The sequence below is a fragment of the Phenylobacterium sp. genome (genome assembly GCF_036821595.1).
Classification (GTDB): Bacteria; Pseudomonadota; Alphaproteobacteria; order Caulobacterales; family Caulobacteraceae; genus Phenylobacterium.
Window position 1 is genome coordinate 1 of sequence record NZ_DAISJG010000035.1, and the last position, 14,725, is coordinate 14,725.

19 protein-coding genes are annotated in these 14,725 nt (G+C 71.2%); 16 read left to right on the forward strand and 3 right to left on the reverse strand.

Going from position 1 to position 14,725, the window contains the following annotated elements:
* The 4 genes from V7Z97_RS14190 to guaA all read left to right on the forward strand — a co-directional run.
* A partial coding sequence (locus tag V7Z97_RS14190) for a hypothetical protein (protein WP_442958041.1) occupies positions 1-624 on the forward strand: 624 nt, incomplete at its 5' end.
* Positions 625-695: 71 nt separating this feature from the next.
* Positions 696-2,153 (forward strand): IMP dehydrogenase, encoded by a 1,458-nt coding sequence (gene guaB / locus V7Z97_RS14195; protein WP_334164086.1) that lies wholly within the window; start codon positions 696-698, stop codon positions 2,151-2,153.
* A 91-nt stretch (positions 2,154-2,244) separates the two neighbouring features.
* Positions 2,245-3,522, forward strand: a complete 1,278-nt coding sequence (locus V7Z97_RS14200; protein ID WP_334164087.1) for an RsmB/NOP family class I SAM-dependent RNA methyltransferase — start codon at positions 2,245-2,247, stop codon at positions 3,520-3,522.
* Positions 3,523-3,531: 9 nt separating this feature from the next.
* Complete coding sequence (guaA, locus tag V7Z97_RS14205; RefSeq protein WP_334164088.1) at positions 3,532-5,109, forward strand: glutamine-hydrolyzing GMP synthase; 1,578 nt, start codon at positions 3,532-3,534, stop codon at positions 5,107-5,109.
* Between the two features lie 47 nt (positions 5,110-5,156).
* Here the strand turns inward: guaA and V7Z97_RS14210 are convergent, their stop codons facing one another.
* Positions 5,157-6,056, reverse strand: a complete 900-nt coding sequence (locus V7Z97_RS14210) for a LysR family transcriptional regulator (RefSeq protein ID WP_334164089.1) — start codon at positions 6,054-6,056, stop codon at positions 5,157-5,159.
* Between the two features lie 139 nt (positions 6,057-6,195).
* On the opposite strand from V7Z97_RS14210, the gene V7Z97_RS14215 reads away from it, so the two are divergent.
* Together V7Z97_RS14215 and V7Z97_RS14220 are read left to right on the forward strand one after the other, a co-directional pair.
* Positions 6,196-6,525, forward strand: coding sequence for a nuclear transport factor 2 family protein (locus V7Z97_RS14215; RefSeq protein WP_334164090.1), 330 nt, complete (start codon positions 6,196-6,198; stop codon positions 6,523-6,525).
* A complete protein-coding gene (locus V7Z97_RS14220; protein ID WP_334164091.1) occupies positions 6,522-7,340 on the forward strand; it encodes an SDR family oxidoreductase in 819 nt (272 codons plus the stop codon). Before V7Z97_RS14215 ends, V7Z97_RS14220 begins: the two co-directional genes overlap by 4 nt.
* 41 nt (positions 7,341-7,381) lie before the next feature.
* On the opposite strand, the gene V7Z97_RS14225 is transcribed toward V7Z97_RS14220, so the two are convergent.
* Together V7Z97_RS14225 and V7Z97_RS14230 are read right to left on the reverse strand one after the other, a co-directional pair.
* The gene (locus tag V7Z97_RS14225; RefSeq protein WP_334164092.1) at positions 7,382-8,119 is read right to left on the reverse strand and encodes a hypothetical protein; all 738 of its coding nucleotides are present in this window, start codon (positions 8,117-8,119) and stop codon (positions 7,382-7,384) included.
* Between the two features lie 52 nt (positions 8,120-8,171).
* Positions 8,172-8,420: a DUF2164 domain-containing protein gene (locus V7Z97_RS14230; protein WP_334164093.1), complete on the reverse strand. Its 249-nt coding sequence runs from the start codon at positions 8,418-8,420 to the stop codon at positions 8,172-8,174.
* A 24-nt stretch (positions 8,421-8,444) separates the two neighbouring features.
* Between V7Z97_RS14230 and V7Z97_RS14235 the strand changes: the two genes are divergently transcribed.
* From V7Z97_RS14235 to V7Z97_RS14280, 10 genes are all read left to right on the forward strand, one after another.
* Entirely contained in the window at positions 8,445-8,792 is a 348-nt protein-coding gene (locus V7Z97_RS14235; protein WP_334164094.1) for an ArsC family reductase, read from the forward strand.
* Positions 8,793-8,886: 94 nt separating this feature from the next.
* Positions 8,887-9,339 (forward strand): hypothetical protein, encoded by a 453-nt coding sequence (locus V7Z97_RS14240; protein ID WP_334164095.1) that lies wholly within the window; start codon positions 8,887-8,889, stop codon positions 9,337-9,339.
* Positions 9,336-9,869, forward strand: a complete 534-nt coding sequence (locus V7Z97_RS14245; RefSeq protein ID WP_334164096.1) for an RNA polymerase sigma factor — start codon at positions 9,336-9,338, stop codon at positions 9,867-9,869. The genes V7Z97_RS14240 and V7Z97_RS14245 overlap by 4 nt, the downstream gene beginning before the upstream one ends.
* A complete protein-coding gene (locus tag V7Z97_RS14250; RefSeq protein WP_334164097.1) occupies positions 9,862-10,170 on the forward strand; it encodes a hypothetical protein in 309 nt (102 codons plus the stop codon). Before V7Z97_RS14245 ends, V7Z97_RS14250 begins: the two co-directional genes overlap by 8 nt.
* 99 nt (positions 10,171-10,269) lie before the next feature.
* The gene (locus tag V7Z97_RS14255) at positions 10,270-10,650 is read left to right on the forward strand and encodes a DUF6249 domain-containing protein (RefSeq protein ID WP_334164098.1); all 381 of its coding nucleotides are present in this window, start codon (positions 10,270-10,272) and stop codon (positions 10,648-10,650) included.
* Positions 10,651-10,674: 24 nt separating this feature from the next.
* The gene (locus V7Z97_RS14260; RefSeq protein ID WP_334164099.1) at positions 10,675-11,256 is read left to right on the forward strand and encodes an RNA polymerase sigma factor; all 582 of its coding nucleotides are present in this window, start codon (positions 10,675-10,677) and stop codon (positions 11,254-11,256) included.
* Positions 11,249-11,626: a hypothetical protein gene (locus V7Z97_RS14265; protein ID WP_334164100.1), complete on the forward strand. Its 378-nt coding sequence runs from the start codon at positions 11,249-11,251 to the stop codon at positions 11,624-11,626. The genes V7Z97_RS14260 and V7Z97_RS14265 overlap by 8 nt, the downstream gene beginning before the upstream one ends.
* Positions 11,627-12,454, forward strand: a complete 828-nt coding sequence (gene panB / locus V7Z97_RS14270; RefSeq protein ID WP_334164101.1) for a 3-methyl-2-oxobutanoate hydroxymethyltransferase — start codon at positions 11,627-11,629, stop codon at positions 12,452-12,454.
* A gap of 88 nt (positions 12,455-12,542) precedes the next feature.
* Entirely contained in the window at positions 12,543-13,328 is a 786-nt protein-coding gene (locus tag V7Z97_RS14275; RefSeq protein ID WP_334164102.1) for a tetratricopeptide repeat protein, read from the forward strand.
* Positions 13,325-14,710, forward strand: coding sequence for a PQQ-like beta-propeller repeat protein (locus tag V7Z97_RS14280; RefSeq protein WP_334164103.1), 1,386 nt, complete (start codon positions 13,325-13,327; stop codon positions 14,708-14,710). Before V7Z97_RS14275 ends, V7Z97_RS14280 begins: the two co-directional genes overlap by 4 nt.
* Positions 14,711-14,725 lie beyond the last annotated feature (15 nt).

Below are 14,725 nucleotides of genomic sequence, written 5' to 3' on the forward strand. Positions count from 1 at the left end.
CCCACCCCGGGTCGCGCGCCCCAGCACGCCGCCGAACGGCCGCACGACGAGGTGCGCTGGGACCGGCCCATGGCCCAGCTCGCCGTCCTCTTCGCCTGCGCCTGGTTCGTCTCCACCTGCATGAGCGCCCACCTGCCCAGGCTGCTCACCCACTTCGGCCTGCCGATGAGCCAGGCCGCAGCGGTGGCCGGCCTGGTGGGGATCGCCGCAGTCGCGGTCCGCTTCCTGGAGTTCACCGTCCTGCGCCGCCTGCCGCCGCTCGCCACCACCCGGGCGGCGACCCTCATGCACCCGGCCGGCGCCGTCGCCCTGGTCACCGCCGGCGGGGCCGGCGCGCCGCTCTTCGCACTCGGCCAGGGCGCCGGCAACGGCATGCTCACCGTGGCCAAGGGCGTGCTGCCGCTCAGCCTCTACGGCCCGCGGAGCTACGCCTATCGGTCGGCGCTGATCGGCCGCCCGGCGATGGTCGCCCAGGTGGCCGGTCCGACGGTGTTCGCCGTCGTCCTCGACGCCTCCGCCGGCCTCGCCCTCTTCCTCACCAGCGCGCTCTGCCTGGTGATGTTCGCCATGACCTTCGGCCTCGTCTCGGCGGTCGACCGGCAGAGGAGGCCTGCTTTCTCGTGAACCCACCCGTCACAGGCCTTGCCCCCACCGGCCCCGACCGCCTATACCCGCGCCGCAAAACGGAGAGTCTCATGGAGATTCGCGAAGGGCTCACCTTCGACGATGTTTTGCTCGAACCCGGCGCATCCGAAGTGATGCCAACCCAGGTGGATGTCGCCACCAGGTTCACGCGAGAGATCAAGCTCAATATCCCGCTGGTGTCCGCCGCCATGGACACCGTCACCGAGAGCCGGCTGGCCATCGCCATGGCCCAGGCCGGCGGCATGGGCGTCCTGCACCGCAACCTCACGATCGAGGAGCAGGCCGACCAGGTCCGGGAGGTGAAGCGGTACGAGAGCGGCATGGTCATCAATCCGCTGACCATCCACCCCGACACCCCGCTGTCCGAGATCCGCGAGATCAAGGCGCGCCGGAAGATCTCCGGCTTCCCGGTGGTGGACGAGGCCGGTAAGCTCTGCGGCATCCTCACCAACCGCGACATGCGCTTTGAGGGCAGCGGCGACGTGCCCGCCAAGGCGCTGATGACCACGGAGAACCTGGTCACGGTGAAGGAGGGAGTCGGCCAGGCCGAGGCCCGCGAGCTCCTGCGCCGCCACAAGATCGAGCGGCTGATCGTGGTCGACGACGACTACCACGCCGTGGGCCTCATCACGGTCAAGGACATGGAGAAGTCCGAGGCCTATCCGAACGCCGCCAAGGACCTCCAGGGCCGGCTGCTGGTCGGCGCCGCCTCGACGGTGGGCGACGCCGGCTACGAGCGCTCCATGGCGCTGGTGGACGCCGGCGTGGATGTGGTGGTGATCGACACCGCCCACGGCCACAACGCCGACGTGGCCCGCGCGGTCGACCGGGTGAAGCGTGAGAGCAACCGGGTCCAGGTGGTCGCCGGCAATGTCGCCACCTACGACGGGGCCCGCGCCCTGATCGACGCCGGCGCCGACGCGGTGAAGGTCGGCATCGGCCCGGGCTCGATCTGCACCACCCGCATCGTGGCCGGCGTGGGCGTGCCCCAGCTGACGGCCATCGCCGACGCGGTCCGCGCGGCCCGCGACAGCGACGTGCCGATCGTCGCCGACGGCGGCATCAAGTATTCCGGCGACCTCGCCAAGGCGCTCGCCATGGGCGCCTCGGTGGCCATGATGGGCTCCGTGTTCGCCGGCGTGGACGAGGCTCCCGGCGAGGTGTTCCTCTACCAGGGCCGCTCCTACAAGGCCTACCGCGGCATGGGCTCGCTGGGCGCCATGTCCCAGGGCTCGGCGGACCGCTACTTCCAGAAGGAGGTCTCGGCCCTGAAGCTGGTGCCCGAAGGGATCGAGGGGCAGGTGCCGTACAAGGGCCCGATCTCGCCGATCCTGCACCAGATGGTGGGCGGGCTGCGCGCGGCCATGGGCTACGTCGGCGCCGCCGACATGGTCCAGTTCCGCGAGCGGGCGCGGTTCATCCGGATCACCGGCGCGGGCCTGCGCGAGAGCCACGTCCATGACGTGATGATCACGCGCGAGGCGCCCAACTATCCGAGCCCCGGCTAGGAAGCTCCCGGCCCGGGAACGGGCCGGGCCGAGACGTGGAACTGAAACGCCCGGGCGCTGCGGCGGCCGCGGTCCTTTGCTGGTGAACTGAATGCGCGACGGCGGACGCCTGGCGGCGGCCATTGAGGTCCTGGAGGAGATCGAGACGCGGCACAGGCCCGTGCGGCTCGCGCTCAAGGCCTGGGGCGATGCGTCCCGCTACGCCGGCGCCAAGGACCGGGCCTTCGTCTCCGGCCTGGTGCTCGACGTCCTGCGCCGCCGCCGCTCGCTCGCCTGGCGGATGGGGGAGGAGACGGTGCGCGCCGCCGCGCTCGGCGCGCTGCGGTTCCTGTGGGACTGGCCGCTGGAGCGGGTCGCCGGGGCCGCCGGCGAGGAGCCTCACGGCCCCGGCCCGCTGAACGAGGCCGAGCGCACGGCGCTGACCCATCCCCGCGACCTCGCCGACGCCCCGCCCGCCGTCCAGGGCGACTATCCGGACTGGCTGGACGCCTCCTTCGCCCGCGCCTTCGGCGACGACCGCGCTGCGGAAGGGGAGGCGCTGTCGCACCGCGCGCCGGTGGACCTGCGCGTCAACCTGCTGAAGACCGACCCTCACCGGGCCCTCAAGGCGCTGCAGCCCCTCCACGCCGAGCCGGTGGAGGTGCTGGAGACGGCCCTGCGGATGCCGGCGCTCGATCCCACCGCCCGTTCCGGCGCCGTGGAGGCCATCCCGCAGTTCTCCAAGGGCTGGTTCGAGGTCCAGGACCTCGGCTCCCAACTCGCCGCGTCCGCCGCCGGCGAGGTGAAGGGCAAGCAGGTCCTCGACCTCTGCGCGGGCGGCGGCGGCAAGACCCTCGCGCTCGCCGGCGCCATGGGCAACACCGGCCAGATCTACGCCTACGACGCCGACGCCCGCCGCCTGGCCGACACCATCCGCCGCGGCGAACGCGCCGGCGTGCGCAACCTGCAGGTCCGCTCGCCGGTGAACCCCGAGCCTCTGAAGGGGCTGGAAGGGAAGATGGACGTCGTCTTCCTCGACGCGCCCTGCAGCGGCACGGGCTCCTGGCGCCGCCACCCCGACACCAAGTGGCGCCTGACGCCCGAGACCCTGGCCCGGCGGATCGCCGACCAGGACCAGGTGCTCGACGACGGCGCGGCCTTCGTGAAGCCCGGCGGCCGGCTGGTCTATGTCACCTGCTCGATCCTGCCCGAGGAGGACGAGGACCGGGTCGCCGCCTTCCGCGAGCGCCATCCTGAGTTCCAGGTCCGCCCGGCCACCGACGACCCGAAGCTCGCCGACCGGCTGACCCCCGACGGCTTCCTGCGCCTCACGCCCCGCACCTCCGGAACGGACGGCTTTTTCGTCGCCGTGCTGGAGAAACCTCGCTAACGGAGCCCCATGACCGACACCGCCCCCCTCGCCACCCAGCACGAGAAGGTCCTGATCGTCGACTTCGGCAGTCAGGTGACCCAGCTGATCGCCCGGCGGCTGCGCGAGAGTGGCGTGTTCTGCGAGATCCACCCGTACGACAAGGTCGATGCGGCGATGCTGGACGCCTACGGGCCGAAGGCGATCATCCTCTCCGGCGGCCCCGCCAGCGTGCACCATGACGAAAGCCCGCGGGCCCCGCAGCGGGTGTTCGAGATGGGCGTGCCGGTGCTCGGCATCTGCTACGGCGAGATGACAATGTGCGCCCAGCTCGGCGGCGCCGTGGAGGGCGGCCACGACCGGGAGTTCGGCCGCGCCGAGATCCAGATCCAGCAGGACAGCCCGCTGCTCGAGGGCCTGGGCGAGCTCGGCCACACCGAGACCGTCTGGATGAGCCATGGCGACAAGATCACCGCCATCCCCCAGGGCTTCGAAGTGGTCGCCACCTCGCCCGGCAGCCCCTATGCCGTGATCGCCGACGAAGGCCGCCGTTTCTACGGCATCCAGTTCCACCCGGAGGTGGCGCACACGCCGCGCGGCGCCCTGATCCTGCGCAACTTCACCCACCGGATCGCCGGCCTGAAGGGCGACTGGACCATGGCCTCCTACCGCCAGGAGCAGATCGCCAGGATCCGCGCCCAGGTCGGCGACGCGAAGGTGATCTGCGGCCTCTCCGGCGGCGTGGACTCCTCGGTGGCCGCGGTGCTGATCCACGAGGCGATCGGCGACCAGCTCACCTGTGTCTTCGTGGACACCGGCCTGCTCCGCAAGGACGAGGGCCAGCAGGTCGTCACCATGTTCCGGGACCACTACAACATCCCGCTCGTACACGTTGACGCGTCTGATCTTTTCCTGGGCGAGCTGGCCGGCGTCACCGACCCCGAGACCAAGCGCAAGACCATCGGCCGCCTGTTCATCGAGGTGTTCGACCGCGAGAGCGCGAAGATCGAGGGCGCCGAGTTCCTGGCCCAGGGGACGCTCTACCCGGACGTGATCGAGAGCGTCTCGGCGAGCGGCGGCCCGTCGGTGGTCATCAAGAGCCACCACAACGTCGGCGGCCTGCCCGACTACATGAAGCTCAAGCTCGTCGAGCCCCTGCGCGAGCTGTTCAAGGACGAGGTCCGCGCGCTCGGCGTCGAGCTTGGCCTGCCGCCGCAGTTCGTCGGCCGCCACCCGTTCCCCGGCCCCGGCCTCGCCATCCGCATTCCCGGCGAGATCACCCGGGAGAAGGTCGCGGTCCTGCAGCAGGCCGACGCCATCTACCTTGAGGAGATCCGCAAGGCGGGCCTCTACGACTCCATCTGGCAGGCCTTCGCCGTCCTTCTCCCCGTGAAGACGGTGGGCGTCATGGGCGACGCGCGCACCTACGAGGACGTGCTGGCCCTGCGCGCCGTCACCTCCACCGACGGCATGACCGCCGACTTCTTCGAGTTCCCCTGGGAGGTCCTGGGCCGCTGCGCGACCCGGATCATCAACGAGGTCCGCGGCGTGAACCGCGTCGTCTATGACGTCACCTCCAAGCCCCCCGGCACCATCGAGTGGGAGTGAGGGGATAGTCGCCCTGCGGACGGCCGCGTCGGCTGCCGGCCCTGGCGCTATCCCTGACCGGCGACCTCGCGAGCAAGGCTGATGAAGGCCCTGAAGGCAGCCGAGGGATTTCTCCGGTTCGGATAGTACAGGCACAGGGGTGGGAGCGGTGGCGTCCAGTCTTCCAGGACGCGGACGAGACGACCCGCCGCGATGTCCTCGCGGACGTCATGCTCCATGAAGAAGCCGATGCCGAAGTCCTGCAGCACGGCGATCCGCGAGAGGCTGGCCTCATCGAGCGTGATGGGGCCGTGAACGTCGATCTGGACCGGTTGCCCGTCCTTCTCGAAATGCCACCGGTAGAGCGCGCCATTCGGTAACCGGACGCGGATGCAGCTATGGCCGAGGAGGTCGGGCGGAACGCGCGGCCTGTCATGGTTGCGGAAGTACGCGGGCGAGGCGACCACCGCATGGCGCCGAGGCCCACCCAGCGGGATGGCGATCATGTCGCTCGGGACGAGATCCGCGTTCCGGACGCCGATGTCGAACCCGTCGGCGACGATGTCCACGAGCCGACCCTCGGTGACGAGATCGACGTGCGTCTGCGGGTGCCGTCGAAGGAATTGCAGAACGAGCGGCGAGAGGATCTCGCGCGCGGCGGTGGCGTACGCATTTATCCGCAGCGTTCCCGACGGCGTCGCCTGCCGCGATCGCACGGCCTCCATCGCATCGTGGATGTCGCGAAGCGCGGGCCCGATCTTGTCGACGAAGTCATGGCCGGCGTCGGTCAGCGAGACGCTCCGCGTCGTGCGGTTGAACAGGCGAACGCCAAGTCGGCGTTCCAGCTTGCCGATGGCGTTGCTGAGCGCCGTGGTCGACATGCCCAGATCCAGCGCCGCCGCCCGGAACGAACCCCGGCGCGCGATGGCGAGAACGGAATCCAGTTCCGTCAGGCTGTGTCCGGCCATTGTCCTGTTTTTCGCAACGTCTCATCGCGATCTGTCCCGATTATCGGGGTCAATGTCCATCTCTAGGTTTGCGGGAAAGTCGCGGGCAGTCGTCGCTGACGATGCGCCGGGCGACCTGACCTCACGACGGAGATGAACCATGGCTGTCCACCTTCCCAAGGCGATCGCCGAGTATTTCGAGGCCGACAAGGAGCGAACCGCCGAGGCTGTCACCGGATGCTTCACGGAGGACGCCGTGGTGCGGGATGAAGGCGACACCTACGCCGGCCGGGATGCGATCGGGCAGTGGAAGGCGGACGTCTCTCGAAAGTTCACCTACGCCGTCGAGCCCCTCTCGATCGCGAGCGAGGGCGGCCGGACGGTCGTCACGAGCCGCCTCGTCGGAGACTTCCCCGGCAGCCCCGTCGACCTGCGCTACTTCTTCGTCCTGAAGGGCGGGAAGATCGCGGCTTTGGAGATCATTCCATGAGCCTGGACGCCCAAGCCCCCGGTCGGCAGGCGAGTGCGCTCCCGTTTCTGTCCCTGCAGGGGAAGAGGGCGCTGATCACCTCGGGTACGCGCGGCGCGGGCGCCGCGACGGTCGCCCTCTTCCGCGAGCTCGGCGCGCAGGTGCTGACGACCGCCCGTGCTCCGCCTGCCGGCGCCCCTGACCCACTGTTCGTCGCTGCTGACCTCACCAGCAGCCACGGCTGCGCGGCTCTGGCCGCCGCCGCGCGGGAGCGGCTGGGAGGCGTGGACATCATCGTCCACATGCTGGGGGGCTCCTCGGCGCCGGCCGGCGGCTTCGAGGCCTTGAGTGACGGGATCTGGGCTCAGGAGCTCGATCTGAATCTCATGCCGGCGGTGCGTCTGGATCGCGAACTCGTTCCGGAGATGGCGTCACGCGGCAACGGCGTCGTGGTGCACGTGACCTCCATTCAGCGTCAACTGCCCCTGCCCGAGGCGACGACGGCCTACGCGGCGGCCAAGGCGGCTCTGTCGACCTACAGCAAGAGCCTCTCTAAGCAGGTGGCGCCTCAGGGCGTCCGGGTCGTCCGGGTTTCCCCCGGCTGGATCGAGACCGAGGCCTCCATCCAACTGGCCACGCGGCTGGCCGCGGAACACGGCGGCGACCTCGAACACGGCAGGAGGCTGATCATGGAGTCGCTCGGCGGGATACCGATCGGCCGCCCCGCGAGGCCTGAGGAAGTGGCGAGCCTGATCGCCTTCCTGGCGTCCGACCGTGCGGGCGCCATCACCGGGACCGAATATGTGATCGACGGCGGAACCGTGCCGACCGTCTGAGCCGCCCGAATTCCGCGCACGTCGGGACGTGGCTTCGACAGCTAGCGAAGGCGGACGGGGGCTTCCCAGACGCCGGCGTTGGGCGTCGTGCGGTCCGTGGCCGTGAGGCGCAGGCGGTAGCGGCCGGGCTTCGCGGGCGGCAGGCGGACGGCGAACTGGCTGGCCGTCCCGGCGTAGGCCAGCGGCGTCCGGCTCACCGTTCGGCCGCCCTGGAGCAGCTCGGCGGTGACGGCGTAGTTCTCCGCCGCCCAGAGGCCGCCGGGCTCGATCGGGCAGCCGCACATGAGCGACACCTTCGCCTTCAGCATCGCGCCGTCCGCCCGCAGTCCCGTCACCTCCGGCTCGATCACCAGGCCAGGGAAGGTCAGAACCCAGCCGTCGGAGGCCAGATGGCGGCCGGGCAGGACCCACATCTGGGAGGTGACCCGCACCGCCGAGGCGGGCTTTCCGGCCGGCCCGATCCCCTCCGCCTCGACCAGCGTCGGCCTGTCGATGTCGAGGACCGCCTCGAAGCCCGCCGTGGCCGCGTCGGTGATCGCCTGGCCGCGAACCTGCGGCGTCTTCATGATGCGCTGGGTGTCGCCGGTGCCGCCTTGGGTCACGCCCCGCGCCAGCACCTTGCCCGTCCTCGCGTCGCGGAGGGTCACCGCCACGCCGCCCATCTGGTCGCCGATGAACTTGGCGTCGAGCGAGTGCGCGCGGACCGTCACGCGGGTGGGCTCAGCGCTCGCCGCACCGGCCGCCAGCGCGAGGCAGGCCGCGATCCCAAGCATCCTCATGTCGAATCTCCCTGGCTGTGGCGGCCATCCTCGCACCGCGGGTCCGGACACCCTACAGCTTGGCGGGCTTCTCGATCTCGGAGATGGCCTCGCTGATCTGTTCGAGCCTCGCCTGCAGGATCGCCTGGGCGTCGGCGAGGCCCTGGTTGTAGAAGTGCGGTCCCATCGTCTCGCTGATGAAGTCGAGGAACAGCAGGGCGTCCATGCGGCCGACCTCGACGTCCAGCTCGTCCTTGAGGTAGCGGGAGAGCGCCCGGACCAGCGCCTCGCGCACCGGCTTCTCCAGTTCGATCCTCGCCATCGTCCAACCCTCCCGGAGCCCGCCTTGACCGCCACCCTCTACGGCATCCGCAACTGCGACACGATGAAGAAGGCCTGGACCTGGCTCGACCAGAACGGGATCGCCTACGCCTTCCACGACTACCGGAAGGACGGCATCGACCGGGCCACCCTCGAGGGCTGGATCCGGCAGGTGGGCTGGGAGCCGCTGCTGAACCGGGCCGGAACGACCTTCCGCAAGCTGCCCGAGGCCGACCGGCAGGACCTCGACGAGGCCAGGGCGGTACGCCTGATGCTGGACCAGCCGTCGATGATCAAGCGGCCGGTGCTGGACACCGGCGGCCGCCTCATCGTGGGTTTCCGGCCGGCGGAATACGAGACCCTCAAGGCCTGACTGTCCGGCCCCTGCATCCAGGCGTAGCCTCGGCGGCGACTAGGGGCGAGAAGGGCGGGGGAACTGGTCTCCGGCCCTTCCGAGGAGAGGGGTCATGGAAGACATCTTCCGCAGCTACTGGTGGCTGCTGTTTCCGATCGGGTTCTTCATCTTCGGGGCCTGGGACCGGTGGCTGCTCTACAGGCGCAGCCGCGACCACCTGGAGCTGCTGAAGACCTACACCGCCCAGGGGAAGGAGCCGCCGCCTGAGCTCCTGCGCACCGTGCGCGAGGCCGCGCTCGACGACGACCTCGGCGAGGACGACGACTATCGCTACGGCCGCCGCTACCGGCGCTATCGCCGCATGCGCCACTGGGGCCGCTACGGCGCCTACTGGCAGTGGCGGAGCTTCGTGGTCACCGGCGCGGTGGCCCTCGGCTTCTGGCTCGCCGCCGAGTACTCCGACATCCCCGGTACGGACGCGTTCCAGTTCGCGGCCATCATCCTGACCTGCGTGGCGGGGGCCCAGTTGGTGATCGCGATCCTGGGCTCCAGCTTCCGCCGATGAACCCGGCCGGCCTCGACGAGGCCCTGGTCGCCGCGGCCAAGGACGGTTCGACGGACGCCTTCTCGCGCCTGGTCGAGCGCCACCAGCAGGCGGTCCGGGCCTTCCTGCGCCGCACCTGCGGGGACTGGGCGCAGGCCGACGACCTGGCCCAGGAGACCTTCCTGGCGGCCTGGTCGAGGATCGGCCGCCTGCAGGCCGGCGCCAGCGTCCGCGCGTGGCTCTGCGGGATCGGCTACAACAAGCACCTGACGGCGCTGCGCGGCGCCGCCCGCAGCCGGGTCCGGGAGGCGTCCTGGGAGGCGGAGAGACCGCCCGCGCCCGCGGGGATGGCCGAGGACCGGCTGGCGCTGGAGGCCGCCATGGCCGACCTGCCGCCGGACCAGCGGGCCTGTGTCGCCCTGTGCCTGGCGGCGGATTTCAGCCACGCGGAGGCCGCCGAGGCGCTTGGCCTGCCGCTCGGCACGGTGAAGAGTCATGTGAGCCGGGGCCGCGCGCGGCTCCTGCAGGCGTTGGGAGGCGGTGATGCGTGAAGCGGACGAGAAGCTGGCGGCGTTGTTCGCCCTGGACGAGCCGCCGCCCCGGGACGCCGCCTTCTCCGCGGAGGTGATGGAGGCGGTGATCCGGGGCGAGTTCCAGAAGGACGTGCTCCTGCTCAGCGGCGCATCCCTGGTGGGCGCCGCGGCGCTGTGGGCCGCCTGGCCGGTCCTGCAGCCCGCGATCGTGGCCGTCTCCCAGGGACTGGCCCCGGCGGCGGCGGGCCTAGCGCTGGCCGCTTGTGCGGTCTGGATCCTCTCGGGACGGGCGCGAGCGCCTGTCGAGGTGGAATCATGACCAAGATTTCATAGGTCTGGCTGCATCTGTGGGCGTCCCGCCGCGCCTCTTCCCAAGCAGAGACCGGCCATTCCGCCGGCCAACTGGAGAATTCGAACTATGGAAGTCCTGGTCCCCATCGCGCTCTTCGCGATGATCGCGGCGATCGTCGTCATCCCGCGGTACTTCAAGAGCCTCGAGCGCCAGAAGCTCGCGGACACCCTGCGCGTGGCCATGGAGAAGGGCCAGCCGCTGCCGACGGAGATCGTCGACGCCATGTCCCGCGACGTCCGCACGCCCACCGCGCTGCCGTCCGCCTCCCGCGACCTGCGCACCGGCATCATCTGGCTGGGCGTCGCCGTGGGCATCGCCGCCTTCGGGATCGCCATGGGCTTTGCGGAGCCGGACGTGACCTATCCGATGATCGCCATCTCGGCCTTCCCCGGCTTCATCGGCCTGGCGTTCATCGTCCTCAGCTTCCTGAACAAGCCGAAGGCCTAGGATCGGATCCGGGGGATCAGGCCCATGCCGGGCTCAACAACATTGGCGCTGGCCAGCCTGCACGACGTGGAGCTCTGCGCCCGCGCCGCGGCCGGCGAGCGCAAGGCCTTCGGGGAGCTGGTGCGACGGCACGGCTCGGCCGTCCGCGGACTGCTCCGGCGGATGGGCGCGCAGGCCGCCGAAGCCGACGACGTGGCCCAGGACGCCTTCCTGGCCGGCTTCGAGCGCATCGCGGAATTCCGGGGCGAGGGGACGTTCGCCGGGTGGGTCAAGCGCATCGCCGCGCGGCTCTACCTTCGCCGCCTGCAGCGGGAGCGCAGGCTGGGCGTCTTCGCGGACGGGGGCGACGAGGAGATGGAGGTTCGAGACGGCGATGCCGACGGGCGCATCGACCTGGACGGGGCGCTGAAGCGCCTGGCGCCGGGGGAGCGCATGTGCGTGTCGCTCTGCTTCGGAGCGGGGCTTTCCCACGCCGAGGCCGCAGAAGCCTTGAACCTGCCGCTTGGAACGGTCAAATCCCATGTCAAACGTGGTCTGGATAAGCTCAGAGCGCGGCTGGCGCCGGCCGACGGCGCCGTTCTGGAAGGGAGGCGCGGCAATGGCTGAGGTCGATTTCGAACGCCGCCTCGAACGCCTCTTCTCCGAGGCGCCGGAACTCCCCGACAGCAGGGGCTTCGCCGAGCGCGTCGAGCGCCGGCTCGACCGCGGCTGGACCGCGCGCCGCTGGCTCATCGGCGGGGCCGGCGTGGTCGGCGGCGTCGTGGGGGCGAGCCAGCTCATGCTCTCCAACTTCTTCCAGCGGGTGGAGACGGCGGAGGATTCCGCGCGCCTGCTCTCCTCCGGCCTCAGCCAGGTGGCGCCGCGCGCCGAATGGATGACCATGCTGGGCGGCGGCGGCGGCGTGGTATGGATCGCCTCGGGTCTGGCGGTGCTCGCCATGGGCTTCGTGCTCACCCGGGTGATCGAGGAGATCTGAGTGTCGTCGCATCGTCAGGAGACCGTCCGCCGGCTCGCCGCGCCGGACATCGCCGCGCGCAAGGGCAGGGAGCCGATCGTCTGCCTCACGGCCTACACCGCGCCGGTGGCTGAGCTGCTCGACGACCACTGCGACCTGCTGCTGGTGGGCGATTCCGTGGGCATGGTCGTCCACGGCCTGCCCAACACCGTCGGCGTCACCCTGGAGATGATGATCCTGCACGGCCAGGCGGTGATGCGCGGCGCGCGCAAGGCCATGGTCGTCGTGGACCTGCCGTTCGGCTCCTACGAGGGCGCGCCGGAGGAGGCCTACGCCAATGCCGCGCGGGTGATGAAGGAGACCGGCGCGGGGGCCGTGAAGGTCGAGGCCGGCCCCGCAGTGGTCGGCACGATCCAGTACTTGGTCGACCGCGGCATCCCGGTGATGGGCCACGTCGGCCTGCGGCCCCAGGCCGTTCTGGTGGACGGCGGCTTCAAGGCCAAGGGCAAGGCCGGCGAGGAGCGCCGCCGCATCCTGGAGGAGGCCCGCGCCACGGCCGAGGCGGGCGCCTTCGCCGTCGTGGTCGAGGGGGTGGCCGAGGGCCTGGCTCGCGAGATCACCGAGGCGATCGCCGTCCCGACCATCGGCATCGGCGCCTCGGCCGGCTGCGACGGCCAGATCCTGGTCACCGACGACATGCTGGGCCTGTTCGACTGGACCCCGAAGTTCGTCCGCCGCTACGCCGACCTGCGTGGCGAGATCAGCCGGGCGGCCGCCGCCTATTCCGAGGACGTGCGCGCCCGCCGCTTCCCCGGCCCGGCCGAGATCTACTTCGCCAAGGCGGGCTGAGCCACACGTTGCGGCGCGGGGCGGCGCGCTATAGGTTCCCCGCCTCTGGCTGACAGCCCTATTCCACGAGAGTCCGGAGTCCCCGTTCGTGACCGATCTGTTCGAAGAGGTCGAGGAGCAGCTGCGCTCCGACCGGTACCGGACGCTTGCGCGCAAGGTGCTGCCCTGGGTGCTGGCGGCGCTCGCCGCCGCCCTGATCGCGGCCCTGGCCTGGTGGGGCTGGACCGCTTGGCGCGACGGTGAGGCGGCCAAGGCCTCTGAACAGTACGCCGCCGCCCTCGACGCCTTCTCGCAAGGGGACGAGGCCAAGGCGACCCAGCTGTGGACCGAGGTCTCCAAGTCGCCGTCGGGCGGCTTCAAGTCGCTGGCCCTCATGCAGCTCGGCGGGCTGCAGATCGCCGACGACAAGGCCCCCGCCGCCGTCAAGCTGTTCGACGAGGCCGCCAGGGCCGCGCCGGACGAGGTCCTGGGCGACGCGGCGCGCCTCAAATCCGCCTTGGCCTTGCTCGACACCGCTCCCTACGCCGAGCTGGAGAGCCGCTTGAAACCCCTCACCGAGGAAGGCCGCCCGTACCGCGTGCAGGCGCGCGAGGCCCTGGCCTTCGCCAAGCTGATGAAGGGCGACACCGCCGGGGCGCGCGGCGACTTCCTGGTCATCTCCAGCATGCTGGACGCCCCCGAGGGCGCCCGCGCCCGGGCCAGGGCCGGCATGGACCTGATCGATTCCGGCTCAGCCAAGGGCCTGCCGGCCGCGGTGAAGGCCGCCGCGGCCCTGCCGCGCCCGCAGGCCCCGGCCGGCCTCCTGCCGCCGGGCCTCCCGCCCGGCGTCGTGGCGCCCCAGCAAGCCCAACCGCAAGCCCCCGGACCTCAATGACGTCTCGCCGTAATTCCCTCCTGGCCCTGGCCCTCATCGCCGCGCTCGGCGCGAGCGGCTGCTCGACGCTGGGCCGCCTGAACCCGTTCGACCGGGACGAGGGGCCGCAGGAGACCGCGGGCGAGGGCGAGCGCATCTCCATCGTGCCCGCCGACCAGGTCCTGGAGCCCGCCGAGGCGCTGAAGGGCGTGGAGTTCTCCCTGCCCACGCCGGAGGCGGTCACCGCCTGGCCGCTGCCCGGCGGCACGACCGAGCAGTGGGTCGGCCACGTCGACGCCGCGCCGAACCTGTCGGTCGCCTGGCGCCGGGGCTTCGGCGAGGGCTCCGGCGGCGGCCGCCACGTCACCGCCCCGCCGATCGCCGCCGACGGCCGCATCTATGTGATGGACGCCGAGGCCCACGTGTCGGCCTTCGACGCCCGCACCGGCCAGCAGGTCTGGCGCCGCGACGTCCGCCCGTCCGACCGCCGCGACCGCGAGGCGTTCGGCGGCGGCCTGGCCTACGGCGACGGCAAGATCTACGTCTCCTCCGGCTACCGGCTCGTGACACAGCTCGACGCGGCCACCGGCCAGCAGGGCTGGGTGACCCGCACCGAGCAGCCGATCCACGGCGCCCCGACCCTGGCCGCCGGCCGCGTCGCCGTGGTTGCCATCGACAACACCCTCCTGACCTTCGACACCGCCACCGGCGCGCCGGCCTGGACCTACCAGGCGCTCACCGAGTCCGCGCGGATCCTGGCGGCGTCCAGCCCGGCCGTCTCCGGCGACACCCTCGTGGCCGCCTTCGGCTCGGGCGAGCTCGTGGCGCTCCGCTCCACCAACGGCAACGACCTGTGGAACGAGGCCCTCTCGCGGGCCAGCCGCACCAGCGCGCTCTCCGAGATCCGCGATATCCCCGGCCGCCCGGTGATCTACCAGGGCGACGTCTATGCGGTCAGCCACTCCGGCGTCTTCGCCGCCATCGACCTGCGCACCGGCCAGGCCCGCTGGAGCCTGCCGGTCGTCGGCATCGGCACGCCGCTGCCGGCCGGCGACGTGGTCTATGTGGTCGGCCGCGACGGCCGGGTGATTTGCGCCTCGCGCGAGAGCGGCCAGATCTACTGGATCCGCGACCTCAACGAGGGCTTCCAGGCCAAGCGCCGCGGCGGCTTCTTCGGCATCGGCGGCCGCCGGGCGGTTCGTCCGGTGTGGTCGAGCCCGATCCTCGCCAACGACCGCCTGATCCTCGGCGGCTCCTCCGGCGACGTGGCCGTGCTGAACGCCAAGACCGGCGAGGTGCAGCGCCGCTTCGACGTGGGCGGCTCCGTCCTGCTGGCTCCGATCGCCGTGGGCGACACGATCTATGTGGCGACGGACCGGGCCCAGCTGATCGCGCTTCGGTAAGCGGACGTATAGGCT